Here is a 14,583-nt window from a genome sequence, read left to right as displayed (position 1 = left end):
TGACCATATGGAAAAAGTGAGATTGGGCGTCATCGGCGCAGCCAGCATGATCGCCAGGGAATATCATCTTCCGGCGCTTTCAAAGTGCGGGGGCGTTGAATTTGAGATGGCATGCGACTTAAATCTGGAACGGCTGGAGGATGTAAAGAATCAATATGGATTTAAAAAAGTAACGGATAATTATAAAGATGTTTTGGCTGACCCGGACGTGGATGCGGTAGTCATTTTGACGAAAATAGACACCCATGCGGAAATCAGCATGGCGGCGGCCAGGGCGAAGAAGCAGATTTTCATGCAGAAGGCCATCAGCTACAGCCTGGAGGAAGCCCAGAAAATCATCGATACGGTTAAGGAATCCGGCGTTTCGATGACCATATCCTACATGCACCGCTATTTCGATGAGTGCAGGAAGGCGGCTGAGATCATCCAAAGCGGAGAACTGGGGGAAATCCAGTATGTGCGGATGCGCAATTCCACCAAGAACGCGGAAAACATCGCGGCCAGCTACGGCGGCTGTATCATGGATATCGGCGGACATGGAATCGATCTGATCCGGTCCCTGTTCCATAAGGATATTGTGAAAGTGAAAACCTTGTATTCCGAAGGGAAATCGGTCAACACAGGGGGCTGGTCCGCCAACTTAAACGGCGATGAAACCGTGGCTCTGCTGATGTATGAATTGGAAGGCGGCGCTCAGGTGATCCACGAAATCCTATGGTCCCATATTTCCAAAACGGACCGTTTCGAGGTGGAAGTCACGGGCAGAAAGGGCAGCTTATACATAAGGAATCCATTTATGGAAGAAAAGCTCTGTCTGGGCATCGCGGATCAAGGGGTTGAAAATGGGATAACCTGGAGCACACCGGAGACTGAGCACACCTTTTTCGGACAGCGCCATCACCAGTTGTTTGTGGATGATGTCCGTTTCGGCACCCATGACAGCCTGACAGCGGAGGATGGATTTGATGTTCTGGGCGTTGTGGAGGCGGCCCGCAGATCCATGGAAAGCGGAGACTGGGAGGCGCCGGTGAAATATCAGAGCAGGGAGGAAACAGTATGAAAATAGGCTTTCTGGTTAAATATGAAGAGAATCTGGAAAAATGGGCTTTATTTGCGGACGCAATCGGCGTAGAGGGAATCGAAATCGTCTATCAGGATAAGAAGGACTATGAATTTAAGCCGGATGAGATTAAGGCCGCATTGAAGGACAGAAATGTGAAGGTCTGCGCCATGTCCATGTTCCATATCAATACTACGGCAAAAGACCCGGAGGAAAGGGCTAAGGCGAGAAAATTGAACTGTGAGCTTTTACAGACAGCGGCCGCAGTCCATGCGCCCATGGCGGTTATGAATATGGGAAATTATGAGGACGGGAACCTGGACCGGAATATTGAGGAATTTTTAAAGGAACATGAGTTTTACAGTTCCATGGCCGCTGATCTGGGCCTCACCCTGGCTTATTATGTGGGGCACAAACCCAGCTTTGCGGACAGCAAAGAGGCTCTGGCCCGGGTGGTGGAGGCGCTGCCCGATATCAACCTGAAATTCGATCCGGTAGGGCTGATCCGCAATGTGGGGGCTGATCCTTATGATATAATCAAGACTTTTGGGGACAGAATCGTCCATTTCCACTGCAAGGATATACTGAGAAATGGGGATTATGAGATCGAGCCGCCGGTGGGCATGGGCGATCTGGCTTGGAACAAAATCATTGCTATGCTCTATGGTTTTGGATATAATGATTATATTGTTATAGAACCTCATGGACCCATGTGGTCGAAGCCGGATAAGATGGCCCAGCACATTCTGCTGTCGAAACGCCACCTGGAACAGTTTGTTATATAGACCAACACAAAACATGATGAAAATGAGGAGCTATGAAAATGAATATATTATATATGCATACCCATGACAGCGGGAGGTATCTGATGCCATACGGGCATCTGGTGCCAACCCCCAATCTGATGGAATTTGCCAAGGAATCCACCTTGTTCAGGCACTGCTATTGCGCAGGCCCTACCTGTTCGCCCAGCAGGGCGGCTATGCTGACGGGAGCCTATCCTCATGTGAATGGAATGATGGGGCTGGCCCAGAGGGGATTCGGCCTCAATGACTACAGCAGACATATGGCTTCCTATCTGAGCAGACAGGGTTATGAGACCGTGTTATCGGGAATCCAGCATGAAGGCGAATGCGGGGCCCAGCTTGGATATGATAAAGTTTTAATAGAATCAGAGGACAGAGGGCAGTATCTGCCTGACCCGGAGGCATTTGACCTGGAATCCGCAGGGCTCACGGCTGAATATATCAAGAGCCGGGCCGGTAAGGACGGGAACTTCTTCCTTTCCTTTGGCATGATCAATACCCACCGGGATTTCCCGGCGGACCGGAAGGGAATCCGGCAGGATTACATCACGCCCCCGGCTGTGCTTTACGATACCAAAGAAAACCGGGAGGACATGGCCGGATATATCGCCAGCGCCTCCATCGCGGACCGCTGTGTGGGCATTGTGCTGAATGCCGTGAAGGAAGCGGGGCTGGAAGAGGATACGGTCATATTCTTTACAACGGATCACGGAATCGCTTTCCCGAGAATGAAATGCAACCTTTACGATACAGGAACCGGCGTGGCCCTTATGATGAAGTATCCGGGCAATAAGACGGCTGGAACGGCCATTGATTCCCTGGTGTCCCACGTGGACATTTTCCCGACTTTGTGTGAGCTCTGTGATATTGAAAAGCCGGAATGGCTCCAGGGAGTATCTTTTGCCGGGCTTATGAGCGGGGAAACAAAAAAGGTGCGGGATGAGGTGTTCTCAGAAGTGAACTATCATGCATCCTATGAACCCATGCGCAGTATCAGGACGGAGCGGTACAAACTGATCAGAAGATATGATTACCACAACAGGGTTGTGCCTTCCAACATAGACAACGGAAAGAGCAAGCGGTTTTTGATGGAGGCAGGATGGCTGGAGCGGCCTACGGAACGGGAGATGCTGTTTGATCTCTATCTGGACCCCATGGAGCGGGAGAACCTGGTCAGCCACCCGGAATACCAGAACGTTTACTGTGATCTTTCAGAACGGCTGTACAACTGGATGGAAGAAACTGAAGATCCATTAATTCAAGTAATGCACCGGCTCCCGAAACCGGACGGAGCCGAGGTAAATAAACTCACCTGCATGCATGCCGAGTATGTGGATTACGAGTGATCAGACGTAACCGTTTGAACGGCTGCGATTAAACGGCCTGCGGCAGGGCAAGTACGATAAGAAGGAAGACTGAGGATGAGTATATTAAGGAATAACGATTTAAAAAACGCAAATAAACTGAGCATACTCAATTTGCTGAGGGATAATCCCCTTCTCTCCAGAGCGGATATATCGGTGAAGCTGGGACTGAGCAAATCGACGGTATCGGCCATTATGGATGAACTCTGTTTAAATGGCTGGGTGGAAGACGTGGGACGGGGAAGTTCCACCAAGCAGGGCGGGAAAAAACCAATTCTGCTTCAAATTAATGCGGATGCGTCCTATGTTATTGCGGTATACTTCAGCTCCACGGTTGTAAATGTGGCCATTACCAACATGGCATCGGAAATCCTTGCGGTAAAAAGCAAGTGTGTTTCCGAGGTAACTGATTACCAGGTTCATTTTGATGAGATCATAGAGATCATCCGGGAGCTGGTGTCCGAATGCGGAAAGAAAATTCCCGCCATGCGGATTCTGGGCTGCGGAATTGTAATCAGAGGCCTGGTCAATGTTGAGGAACGGACCCTTCTTTATTCGGCGACTCTGCCGGGATGGAGCAATGTTCCGGTGGGCGAGTATTTTGAAAGCCGCCTGAACCTGCCTGTATTTGTTGAAAATGATATCCGTGCCATAACGGCCTACGAATATCTGGTTTATAAAAATTCCAACCCAAAGGTGATCATGTGCGTCAATGCGGAAATCGGCATCAGCCTGGGCGTTGCCATCAACGGAACCGTATTCCACGGCTCCAACTTCGGTGTCAGCGCAACCCATATGATACTGGATACGGACGGCCCTTTATGTACCTGCGGGAACCGTGGATGCTGGGATACCATTGCATCCACTGAAACCATGATTATGGAAATTGAGAAACGTAAAAACAGTTCGGCCGGCATCAGCTATCAGGAAATGATACGGATGTATGAGGAGGGGGACCCTGTTGTCCTGGATGTGGTGGAGAATTACACCGGGTACTGGATGTCCGTCGGCATAGTGAATGCCATCAATCTGTACAATCCCGACATACTGGTTCTGATGGGCAAGAATTTTGATACTTTTAAGGAAATAGGAAACAAGGTGGTAGAGGCCGTCCGGTCGATGCCAAACGAAGTCGCGAGACAGGTTCAGATCGTGTTCTCCGACGGAATGAAGCATTTACTTGTCAAGGGCGCTTCCCATCTGGTGATTTCCGGTTTTTATTCCGTCAAGTATCATGATGAGCTGGCTGAACGGATGAATAAAACCGAGTAAAGGAGATATCCAGTATGAAAAATATAGATACGCCATTAGGACAGCCCATTAAAATTGGACAGAGAACCGCAAAAAACAGGTTTGTGATCAACGCCATGGAGTGCTGCGACGCCACTGAACAGGGCGGATTCTCACCGCTGACCCTGGAGCGGTATAAGAAGCTGGTGGAAGGCGGAGCCGGGCTGATTGACTTCGAATCCATCACTTTGCAGCAGCATTCCAGAGCCAGAATCAACCAGGTATTCTTAAATCCTGCCGACCCGGAAAGCATCGCCCAGTGGCGTGATTTCATCAGGCAGATGAAGGAGATTGACCCCAATACCCTGATCATCGTCCAGTTGAATCACGGCGGGGAAAAGTCCAGCGACGTCTTCTCCAAACGCCTCAGCGCCAAGCCTTTATACGGCAATGGCGGGGAGATGGTTGACGAAGAGTACGTTGAGAACATGATGGATTCCTTTGTGGAGGCGTCTAAAATCTTATATGACTGCGGCGCTGACGGGGTGGACTTAAAATACGGCCATGGATACATGATTACCGGAATCCTCCGTCCCTACAATGACAGAAAGTGGAAATACGGCGGTTCGTGGGAGAACAGAAGCCGGGTTCCGTTTGAGATCACAGAGAGGGTGCGCCGTGCGGTAAATGACAAGAACTTCATCGTTGGTTCTAAAATCACCATGTGGGAAGGCGTGCCGGGCGGCGTGGGAACTGCCGGACCGGATACGGCGGTCATGGATTTGACGGAACCGCTGGCGCTGATTAAGGGGCTGGAAGAGAGAGGTTCCGACTTCTTCATCGAATCCACCGTACCGTCCATGCCGGGCAGAAACCACATGGAGGACGTCTATCACCATTTCACCATGGCGAAAATCATGAAAGAGGCCGTGAAGCCGGAAACCGTGATCATCGGCGGCGCTTATTCCCCACTGAATAAAGGGGATAACCAGTTGAAATTCCTGCCGCCTGAGAAGAAATCCATGTTTTACTGGGGCAATCAGAACATTGAGAAAGGCTACGCGGATATGATCGCAATCGGCCGCCAGTCTCTGGCCGACCCGGGCCTGCCTGCCAAGTATTTATCTGACAGGGAAGAGGAGATCAACTGGTGCATCGGATGCAATATCTGCTGGCAGCTTCTGACCATGCAGCAGAATGTTGGATGCGCCGTACATAACGGCAGGTATAAGGAAATTTACCAGAGCATGAAGAAGGCTGGGAAATAATTGATGGGGGTAAGAGTTTAAACTATATACTGAGCTTTTGAGAGGCCGCTGCAGGAAGAAGACTGCAGCGGCCTTTTCAATCGGCGGTTATTTATTAAGAGGACTGGTCAAACAACCCGGCATTGGCTTTCGGCAAAGATTTTTACTCTGCTTTAAGCTATTTTAACAATATTGAATGATGCGCCGGTACCGGCTTGCAATGTTACCAAACCATTGGCGCCATAAAATTGTAATGACAATATATCGCCTGCTGTTAAGGGCTGCATGAATGTCACACTGTATTCATTGGAAGATGTGGAAGAAGTATTAATCGAATTCAATAACGGAATCCCATTTAATGTTACTCTTGATGACATTGGCAATCCGGATGCCATTTTGATATCATAAGAAATTAAATAAGTCCCTGTTTGAGCAACTGTGAATTCTGAATTTTCGGCATTGGCCGTAAATCCCCTTATATAGGGTTGAACTGGAAGGGAAAGATTAGTCCCATCAGTTGTTACAGGAAAGGTACTTGATGAAATATTAAGGGCTGACATTGCGGCGGCGATTTCAGTCGTTCCAGTTGGTCCGGTTGGCCCGGCTGGCCCGGTCGGGCCCATAAATCCCTGCGGCCCCATTGGTCCCCGCTGACCCGGGCATCCCTGCTGGCCCATTGGACCTCTGGGACCAGGAGGCCCTTGACAGCAGCAAAAATTGCCGCACCCGTTATTGCAATTACATCTGCAAGTTCCGGAGCCTGACAATTCATTATTTCTATATTCGGAGTTTTCCGATTCATTACAATTGAAAGTCCCTCCAGGACTCATATCATTTTGATAGTCATAAAACATAATTTTCTCCTTAATTATATGCAATATTTGTGTTCAGAAACGATTAAATCAAATACTCATTTTTAACAGCATGCCGGATTTTCTTCTCCGCATATTATAAGATATGAACAAAGGGATGAATTGGTGTACAAGTTATAATCTGGCTGTAGTCCATCTGTGTCCTTCCCTGTTTGTACTTGTCCTTCTGCTTTTTGCAATAGGAAAAACCTATTAAAAGATAAAAAACACATATTTTACAAATGAAGGTTATTCCCTTATCATTAAGATATAAGAACTGGAAAAATGAAAGGAGAAGAACATGGAAACGTATAAAATTGCGGTGATCGCAGGGGATGGAATCGGGCCGGAGGTGCTTAACGAGGGGATTAAAGTGCTGAAAACAGCGGCCAAACTGGACGGGGGCTTTGCCTTTGACTTCACCTATTTTCCGTGGGGGTGTGAATATTACCTGAAACATGGGCGGATGATGGCGGAAGACGGCATTGAACAGCTGAAAGAATTTGACGCGATTTACCTTGGAGCTGTTGGGTATCCGGGAGTGCCGGATCACATTTCCCTATGGGATCTTTTGCTGACCATAAGAAAGAATTTCGACCAGTATGTGAATTTAAGGCCCGTCACCCTTTTAAAAGGAGCGCCGTGTCCGCTGAAGGATGTGAAAAGAGAAGATGTGGACATGATCTTTGTCCGGGAAAACAGCGAAGGGGAGTATGCGGGTAGCGGAAGCTGGCTGTTTAAGGGAAAACCCAATGAGGTTGTGATCCAGGACGGCGTATTCTCCAGAGTTGGCTGTGAGAGGATCATCCGCTATGCCTACAATCTGGCCCGTGAGAAGAAAAAGAGCTTAACCAGCATCAGCAAGGGCAATGCGTTAAACTATTCCATGGTGTTCTGGGATCAGATTTTCAAAGAGGTAGGAGAGGAATATCCGGATGTGGAAACCCATTCCTATCTTGTGGACGCGGCCAGCATGTTCATGGTGAAGGATCCGAAACGGTTTGAAATCGTGGTGACTTCTAATTTATTCGGAGACATACTGACGGATCTGGGTGCGGCCATTGCCGGAGGAATGGGACTGGCGGCAGGAGCCAACTTAAATCCGGAACGCAGGTTCCCATCCATGTTTGAACCGATCCACGGCTCGGCTCCGGATATTGCCGGACAGGGCAAGGCCAATCCGCTGGCCTCCGTTTGGGCGGCCAGCCAGATGCTGGACTTCTTCGGCCATGAGGACTGGGGAAAGAAGGTGCTGGACGTGATCGAAGAGGTGCTGGTGGAAAACCAGGTGCTGACGCCGGATTTGGGCGGAACTGCAACTACCAGTCAGGCGGGTGACAATGTGGTGGAGAAACTGTGTTTGAAAAAATAATGAGGAGGAGAGGTATATGATCGTTTCAGCTTTGAAAATCCGTTCCTTTCATGCGGGAGGGGCCCATGAAATCCAACTGTCAAACGGAAAAGTGATCTTAATTGATCCGTTCTTCCGGGACAGTGAAACTGAGGAACACACCAAGGAAGAGATCACGCGGGTGGATTATATCCTGGTGACTCATACCCATTTTGACCATGAAATTGATCTGGGTTATTTTGTTCGGAAATTCCGGCCAAAAGTATTTACGGGCGCTCTGTCGGCCATGGCGCTCATGAAATACCACCGGATTCCCTTTGATGATTTGTATCCTGTTTTTCCGGGGCAGAAATTTACGCTGGAAGATTTCACTCTCGAAGCATGGCAGGCAAAGCACAATCCGTCCGGCGGACGCATCTGCTCAACGGATCAGGATATTACAAAGAAAGAACTGGGGATAGAGGGGCATTTTGAGTGTGATACCATGGGTTCTATAGAGTCTCTGGATTATTTGATTACCACAAACCAAAATTTCCGCTGTCTGATGGCGTCGGGACAGACCGTCTTTAGTGATTTATTCGATATCAGCAGGGAGAAACGGCCCAATGTGGTTCTGCGCCAGGCCGGGGTGAGAAAATCAGGCGGCGATTTGTTCTCAGACGGACAGGTGCCGGCCGGAGATTTGGCCCAATTGTTTGTAAAATACGGCGCCCAGGTGGTGATTCCGTTTCATATGGATGTGCTGTGTAAAAAATGGGGCGAAGAGAAGACCTCAGATTATTTTATGCAGGTAAAGGGAGAGATGGAAAAGCTGGAGCCGGGGTGTACGCTCTTATATCCTGAAGCGTGGAAATGGTACGGATTGGGGATTGGAATAACAGAAGATTAATTATTGATAGGGGGATACAATGAGTCAATTAACGATATGTTTGATTATATTTGCGGTTATGGTAATCGGTTTCTGCAGCGGAAAATACAGTCTGGCAACGGTTTCCCTTGTTTCCATGATGGCTCTGGTATTGACGGGCTGCCTGGAAGCAAAGGCTGGGCTGGCGTATTTTTCCAACAATAACGTTGTGATGATCGGCGGAATGTGCGTGGTGGCTGCCGGCTTTAACAGAACCCGTTTCTGCACCAATGTGGCGGATAAAATTTCAAGGATGGCCAAGGGAAATTTAAATAAGCTGATGTTTGGATATGTGCTGACCGGAATGCTGTTGAGCCAGTTTATCCAGAGCCCTGTTGTGGCTATGGGGATTGTAGCGCCCATGCTCATGGCCTCGGCGGAGAGCATGGGGATTAAATCCAGCAAAGTAATGTTCCCGTTAGGCGTGGTTACAGTTGTAACCTGCTGTACATTTCCTGTGGGAGCGGGAGCGACAGTGGCGGCTGAACTGAACGGTTATCTGGAAAGTTACGGCTATCTGGATCATATGGTGGGTATTTTTGATCCCATGATCGGCCGACTGCCTCTGCTCATTATCTGTGTGATCTACTGTTCCTTTTTTGCCACAAAACTGGCTCCGGATGAGCCGATTTTGAAGCCGGCCACAGCTTCTGCCAAAGCTGCGGCCAAAGAAGCTTTGAAACCGTTCCAGGAAAACGCGGGGATCATCATTTTCTTCGCGGATGCCCTCGCGCTCATGTTTGCCCAGCAGATTGGCCTTCAGAACTGGGAAATTACTGTGATCGGAGCCCTGGCTATGGTCATATTCGGCGTGTTAAAACCACGGGAAGCCACTGGTTCCATACCATTCAGCATGTTATTCCTGATTGTGGGAGCCCTGGCCATGTCAGGCGCCCTCAGCCAAACCGGGGCGGGAGAGCTGATCGGCGGTCATATTGCCGGTGTTGTGGACGCAGTGGGAGGCAATTCCTATATCATCGGCTTCATTTTCTTTGTCATCCCCTTCATATTAACCCAGGTGATGCAGAACCGGGGCACGATGCTGATTTTTCATCCGATCGCAATCGCAACCTGCGCTTCCATCGGCGCTAACCCGGTAGGGCTGATGATTCTGATCCAGGCCGCCTGTTTATCCGCGTTCATGACGCCGATGGCCACCGCGGCCATTCCCTATATGATGGAATGCGGCGGTTATGACCAGAAATCCATGTTTAAACAGTCCTGGATACTCTGCATAATCTGCTGTGTGGTGTCCGTGGGATGGATTATGACTGTTTTTCCTTTGAAGTAGATTCCGGCCGCTTCTCATCCTGTTTTAATACAAGAGGGTCCTGATGAAGCATTTTATCCACATATTCCAGGATATGGAAGGAAAAAAGCAGCCGTTCCCTCAATAGATGGTCATCCAGGCTTTGGCCGATGATCTCTTCTATTTTATTAATTTTATAGAGCATGGTATTCCTGTGGATGAACAAGTCCTTCGCTGTCTTTGCCGAGTTCCGGTCATTGGTTAAGTAAAGGTATAATACGTCCTTCAGATTATTGCCGTATTTCTTGTCATACCGCTCCAGGGCGATTAAAGCCGGGTGGCACAGATAGATCAGATTCCGGTTGTGGTAAGTATTGTAAAATGCATCCGCACACAAGGAAACCATGTGGTATATGCTGTATTTCTCATATAAGAAAATCCGTTCGTCCTCTGATTCGCGAAACACCATGCCCAGAGGAAGGGCGGATTTTGTCTGTACATAGAGGGAGTGAAGGGAAATGAGGAATTTGGAATAATTTCCTATAGCCGCATATGCCCTGTAGTTCTGAAGGATCGCGCTGAATTTATCGTGGTCAAATGACAGGGTCTGCTGATGGTGGGCTTTCTTTGTCAGGATAATCAGTTCCCGGTGATAGACGGCCATGTTGCTGGATGGCAGAACCTGTTCTAGCTGGTTGATGATAAAGTTCCAGGGAATATTCTCCTGGGTCTGTTCAAATGTAATGACGATGATATGATAATACTTCTGAAAGGCAAGCGCGGGCATCATTTTCAGCCGCTGTTCCAATTCGGCCGGGCTGGTGAGCCGCTGATCCAAAAGATCGGCCACTAAGGTAGAAAATTCGTTGGCCACCCGGTAGCCCAATTGATCGTTATGAATCATGTATTCCTCTATGTAGGAGACAAAATCGGCGGATAAATCCGTGATAAAGGGGTTGGGCTGGTCATTGGGCATGGTTACGGATACCCGGGCGGCCACCATGCCTTTGTAACGGACCAGGCGGACAACTGTGTAGTGCTTGTCGTAGGAAGAGATGTATTCCCGGTGTACGGAGTTGAAACTGGTGTTTAAGACGGTTTCCTTATGGATCGTCTGTATGGTTTCATAGCACAGGTAATCGCTGGTGTCCGCCTCATGGAGACAAAAATCGTAAAACTGGCGGATGTGGCTTTTGGCGATCACTTTATAGGCATTGTTCAGAATCAGGATGGGGTAGCGGAGCATTTCGTAGCCCAGATCAGTTATGATTTTTAAATCCGCGTTCTGCTTTACCGCCTGTTCCAGACGGGAAAGCCAGTTCCTGTAAGCGTTCAGGCTTTGGGCGGTCCGGTTGTAGAGATCGATAAAATCCAGGGACAAAATGACCAGATTATAATCCCCCATTGGAAGATCAGGGAGAGACCGGCAGTCATTTCCTGCGGCGCAGAGCAGGGTGACGGACCCGGAAAAAGAGGCGTGGTCCAAAGCGTGTAAAATGGCGTCGGGAGTGCCGATATAAATATTACGGCAGTCCAAATCCATCTGTCCGTTGAGAAGCAGGATGCTCTGGACGGATTCCAAGGAGGAGTGGGGAATGCTGGATATCAGAATATAAGGGGCCAGCGGATGCAGCAGGATAGAAGTAGTCAGCATAAAATCAACCTTTCGAAAAGTTTGTATAAATATTAACAAAAAATGAAAAAGGGAGAAACGATATCTCCAAATCTCAATAAAAAATAAGATGTGCAGATGATACATTTCGCTCATTTTTCATAAAAGCCTTTATTATGCAGTATAAATAGTAAGTTGGAAAAAATCAATGATTAATTAGAACATATCGATAGAATCCGACTTTTTGCCTGTATTTTTTTAAATACAATCGTCAGAAAATGATATGTGCACAGTGCACATAAACTCAAGGCGGAGTTTTGGGCGCAATGGATATGGTAAATTCGTTAAAAAATAGTTAAGCTAGAAAAAGAAAGACGAACAGGCAACAGGTTTTTTGATTATAATCAGGAGGTGTTTATGTGAGTATCAGAAAAGAAGCACTTGACAGCAAGGCTTTCCAGGCTTTAAAAGATATCTACGATAACCGGGAAAAAGTTTTGCTGGAACAGAAAGAAAACGGAAAAATCATTGTTGGTGAGCTGGGCTGTGATGTTCCCGACGAGCTGCTGATGGCCGCTGGGATGTTTCCGGTTCATGTTTATGCGGACCCTCGAAAGCCTTTGGAGGAGACCGACAAATATTTGGAATATGCATTTGACCCCATTGTCAGAGCGCAGTTCGAAAAGATCGTGGACGGCACTTACGGTGATCTGATCGATTACCTGGTTGTATCCAACTCCACAGACGTAATCATCAGAATTTACCTTTATTTAAGGGAAATGCACCGCCAGGGCATCGGAAAGAACCTTCCGCCGGTAGAATTCATCGACTGGATGTTTACAAGAAACCGGATGCATCAGGTGAGAAACGAAGATACCATCAAGATATTCTGGAAAGCTGTTGAGAGCTGGGCAGGAAAGGCCATAACAGAAGAAGCTGTTAAAAAAGCCGCGGCTGTCTGCAATGAAAACCGTCAGGCACTCCGTGAAATGGCGAAGCTGCGCCATGGCGAAGAAGTACATATTAACGGATCGGAAGCCCTTGTCATCATCGGCGCGGCATTCTTCATGGACAGGGAAGAGCATACCAAGCTTGTAAAAGAAGTGACGAAAGACGCTGCGGAATGGCCGGTTATCAATGGGCCGAGAGTTTATTTTACAGGCAGCGGACAGGAAGATACTTCTTTCTATGATATGATTGAAGATACGGGAGCAGTGATCGTGAGCGAAGACCACGACTGGGGCGACCGGTATTTTGAGAGAGACTATAATATGGACTACAACCCGGTCAGAGCCATTGTGGACCGTTATATGCTTCGGGAATTCAGCTCGAAAAAAGCCTTTGTGTCCCAGAGAGTGGAGGCGCTTAACCGGGAAGTGGCCGATGCCAAAGCGGAAGCGGTGATATTTGCCACCAATAAATACGAAGAAGCGGCATCCTGGGATTATCCTTCCCAGAAGAAGTCTCTGGACGAAAAGGGAATACCGGCAGCGTCATTTGTACAGCTCCAGTATCCGATCGATAAGAATGAAGGATTGAAAGAGAAAATTGCTGATTTTGTCGGCAGCCTGAAAGGAGGAGATCAGTGATGGCAGAAGAGATGAAGAAACAACAGGAACCGCCTCGCGCGGTCAAAACCTTAAAGGCCACAGGCACAGCCAGCGCATATCAGAAAGAATGGTTTGCCGGCCTGAGAAAACGGGTGGAGGCAGGAGAAGATTTCGGGTATCTGAATGCCGACGTGCCGATGGAAGTTTTACGGGCTATGGATATTCCCTTTGTGGTTAACCAATGGTGGGCAGCCATCTGTGCTGCGAAAAGAAAAGCGCCTAAGTACTACGGCCTTTTAAGAGACGCCGGTTACAGGGATGACCTCTGTTCATACTGTGCAACCGCATTTGCTGAAAGCATGGACCCGGAAGATAAAGAAAACGGGCCATGGGGAGGCCTTCCGGACCCAACCATCGCAATCACCCGCTTAACCTGTGACTGCCAGGGCAAGATTTTCCAGCTTTTCGCACAGAACCACGGCGCTGATTTCTACGCCATGGAAAATACGGTGCCGAGAAAGGTTCCGTTAAACTGGTGGGATCTGGCTCAGAATGACTGGGAGAACCTTTATGACACAGAACGTCTGGATACCGCGGTGGAAGAATTAAAAGAGCTGATCCGTTTCCTGGAAATGAAAACAGGAAAGATGTTCGATATCAACAAACTGGAAGAAGTCATGAACCTGATCAATGAGCAGGAAGAGTGGTATACAAAAATCCGTGATTTAATCGCAGAAACAAGCCCGGCTCCGGTTACCGTAGTGGATACCATCAACGCGGTAATGCAGGCTCAGTGGCAGCGGGGAACCAGATGGGCCGCCGACCATGCAAAGAGCATGTATGAAGAGATTAAAGCCATGGTGGATGAGGGCCACACGGCCGTCCCCAACGAAAAATACCGTCTGATGTGGCTGGGAAGAGGGCTTTGGCATGATTTCGCATTCTACCAGAACTTTGAGAAGAAATACGGAGCCGCATTTGTATGGAGTATGTACCTGGCCATGGGTGCTGACGCCTACCGCCGCTATCATGTGGAAGAAGATCCGCTGAGAGCTTTGGCAGCCAGATATATCGGAATGGAAGATTTCCTCCATATGCCGCCATGGAACGCCCAGTGGTTCTTAAAAGAGGCGAAGCATAACAAGATCGACGGAGTGGTTTATATGGTTCCTGAGAACTGTATGCAGGCGGTGGAAGGCTCTTACTTCATCCAGAAAACATTGGAAGACGCCGGTATTCCGGTGCTGATCTTCAAAGCAGACCCGGTTGACGCCAGAAAATGGAACCGTGATACCATGACCGGTCTGGTAGAAGATTTCATAGAAAACAGAATTATTAATAAAGGAGGAAAATAAA

Annotated in this window: 12 protein-coding genes; 10 read left to right on the top strand and 2 right to left on the bottom strand. The window is 48.4% G+C overall.

Annotated elements, in window-relative coordinates:
• Window positions 1-7: 7 nt before the first annotated feature.
• From GPL15_RS03210 to GPL15_RS03190, 5 genes are all read left to right on the top strand, one after another.
• A complete protein-coding gene (locus tag GPL15_RS03210) occupies window positions 8-1,060 on the top strand; it encodes a Gfo/Idh/MocA family oxidoreductase (protein WP_215695955.1) in 1,053 nt (350 codons plus the stop codon).
• Window positions 1,057-1,845, top strand: a complete 789-nt coding sequence (locus GPL15_RS03205) for a sugar phosphate isomerase/epimerase (RefSeq protein ID WP_215695953.1) — start codon at window positions 1,057-1,059, stop codon at window positions 1,843-1,845. The genes GPL15_RS03210 and GPL15_RS03205 overlap by 4 nt, the downstream gene beginning before the upstream one ends.
• Window positions 1,846-1,883: 38 nt before the next feature.
• Entirely contained in the window at window positions 1,884-3,212 is a 1,329-nt protein-coding gene (locus tag GPL15_RS03200) for a sulfatase (protein ID WP_215695951.1), read from the top strand.
• A gap of 75 nt (window positions 3,213-3,287) precedes the next feature.
• On the top strand, window positions 3,288-4,502 hold the full coding sequence (locus tag GPL15_RS03195) for an ROK family transcriptional regulator (protein WP_215695949.1): 1,215 nt from the start codon (window positions 3,288-3,290) through the stop codon (window positions 4,500-4,502).
• A 14-nt stretch (window positions 4,503-4,516) separates the two neighbouring features.
• A complete protein-coding gene (locus GPL15_RS03190; protein WP_215695947.1) occupies window positions 4,517-5,728 on the top strand; it encodes a 2,4-dienoyl-CoA reductase in 1,212 nt (403 codons plus the stop codon).
• Window positions 5,729-5,880: 152 nt separating this feature from the next.
• On the opposite strand, the gene GPL15_RS27685 is transcribed toward GPL15_RS03190, so the two are convergent.
• Window positions 5,881-6,561 (bottom strand): collagen-like protein, encoded by a 681-nt coding sequence (locus tag GPL15_RS27685; protein ID WP_215695945.1) that lies wholly within the window; start codon window positions 6,559-6,561, stop codon window positions 5,881-5,883.
• A 298-nt stretch (window positions 6,562-6,859) separates the two neighbouring features.
• Here GPL15_RS27685 and GPL15_RS03180 point away from each other — a divergent pair, with 298 nt between their 5' ends.
• From GPL15_RS03180 to GPL15_RS03170, 3 genes are read left to right on the top strand one after another with little or no spacing between them, the layout of a single operon-like run.
• Window positions 6,860-7,930, top strand: a complete 1,071-nt coding sequence (locus GPL15_RS03180) for a tartrate dehydrogenase (RefSeq protein ID WP_215695943.1) — start codon at window positions 6,860-6,862, stop codon at window positions 7,928-7,930.
• A 16-nt stretch (window positions 7,931-7,946) separates the two neighbouring features.
• Complete coding sequence (locus GPL15_RS03175; RefSeq protein WP_215695941.1) at window positions 7,947-8,798, top strand: MBL fold metallo-hydrolase; 852 nt, start codon at window positions 7,947-7,949, stop codon at window positions 8,796-8,798.
• A 19-nt stretch (window positions 8,799-8,817) separates the two neighbouring features.
• Window positions 8,818-10,107 (top strand): SLC13 family permease, encoded by a 1,290-nt coding sequence (locus tag GPL15_RS03170; RefSeq protein WP_215695939.1) that lies wholly within the window; start codon window positions 8,818-8,820, stop codon window positions 10,105-10,107.
• Here GPL15_RS03170 and GPL15_RS03165 read toward each other — a convergent pair.
• Window positions 10,082-11,719 carry a helix-turn-helix domain-containing protein gene (locus tag GPL15_RS03165; protein ID WP_215695938.1) on the bottom strand — a complete coding sequence of 546 codons (1,638 nt, stop codon included), beginning with the start codon at window positions 11,717-11,719 and terminating at the stop codon, window positions 10,082-10,084. The genes GPL15_RS03170 and GPL15_RS03165 overlap by 26 nt on opposite strands.
• A gap of 377 nt (window positions 11,720-12,096) precedes the next feature.
• Here GPL15_RS03165 and GPL15_RS03160 point away from each other — a divergent pair, with 377 nt between their 5' ends.
• Together GPL15_RS03160 and GPL15_RS03155 are read left to right on the top strand one after the other, a co-directional pair.
• Window positions 12,097-13,266 carry a 2-hydroxyacyl-CoA dehydratase family protein gene (locus tag GPL15_RS03160; protein WP_215695936.1) on the top strand — a complete coding sequence of 390 codons (1,170 nt, stop codon included), beginning with the start codon at window positions 12,097-12,099 and terminating at the stop codon, window positions 13,264-13,266.
• Window positions 13,266-14,582 carry a 2-hydroxyacyl-CoA dehydratase family protein gene (locus GPL15_RS03155; RefSeq protein WP_215695934.1) on the top strand — a complete coding sequence of 439 codons (1,317 nt, stop codon included), beginning with the start codon at window positions 13,266-13,268 and terminating at the stop codon, window positions 14,580-14,582. Before GPL15_RS03160 ends, GPL15_RS03155 begins: the two co-directional genes overlap by 1 nt.
• The last annotated feature ends 1 nt before the right edge of the window (window position 14,583 follow it).

The sequence above is a fragment of the Clostridium sp. MCC353 genome, assembly GCF_018785315.1.
Classification (GTDB): Bacteria; Bacillota; Clostridia; order Lachnospirales; family Lachnospiraceae; genus CHH4-2.
The sequence above is the reverse complement of the archived record's forward strand: the minus strand, read 5'-3'. Positions and strand labels throughout refer to the sequence as shown.

Bases quoted from the DNA above. Each gene is read 5' to 3' on its own strand.
- GPL15_RS03175 (WP_215695941.1), top strand. From the start codon at position 7,947: ATGATCGTTTCAGCTTTGAAAATCCGTTCCTTTCATGCGGGAGGGGCC.
- GPL15_RS03165 (WP_215695938.1), bottom strand. From the start codon at position 11,719: ATGCTGACTACTTCTATCCTGCTGCATCCGCTGGCCCCTTATATTCTG.
- GPL15_RS27685 (WP_215695945.1), bottom strand. From the start codon at position 6,561: ATGTTTTATGACTATCAAAATGATATGAGTCCTGGAGGGACTTTCAAT.
- GPL15_RS03200 (WP_215695951.1), top strand. From the start codon at position 1,884: ATGAATATATTATATATGCATACCCATGACAGCGGGAGGTATCTGATG.
- GPL15_RS03190 (WP_215695947.1), top strand. From the start codon at position 4,517: ATGAAAAATATAGATACGCCATTAGGACAGCCCATTAAAATTGGACAG.
- GPL15_RS03195 (WP_215695949.1), top strand. From the start codon at position 3,288: ATGAGTATATTAAGGAATAACGATTTAAAAAACGCAAATAAACTGAGC.
- GPL15_RS03210 (WP_215695955.1), top strand. From the start codon at position 8: ATGGAAAAAGTGAGATTGGGCGTCATCGGCGCAGCCAGCATGATCGCC.
- GPL15_RS03180 (WP_215695943.1), top strand. From the start codon at position 6,860: ATGGAAACGTATAAAATTGCGGTGATCGCAGGGGATGGAATCGGGCCG.
- GPL15_RS03205 (WP_215695953.1), top strand. From the start codon at position 1,057: ATGAAAATAGGCTTTCTGGTTAAATATGAAGAGAATCTGGAAAAATGG.
- GPL15_RS03155 (WP_215695934.1), top strand. From the start codon at position 13,266: ATGGCAGAAGAGATGAAGAAACAACAGGAACCGCCTCGCGCGGTCAAA.
- GPL15_RS03170 (WP_215695939.1), top strand. From the start codon at position 8,818: ATGAGTCAATTAACGATATGTTTGATTATATTTGCGGTTATGGTAATC.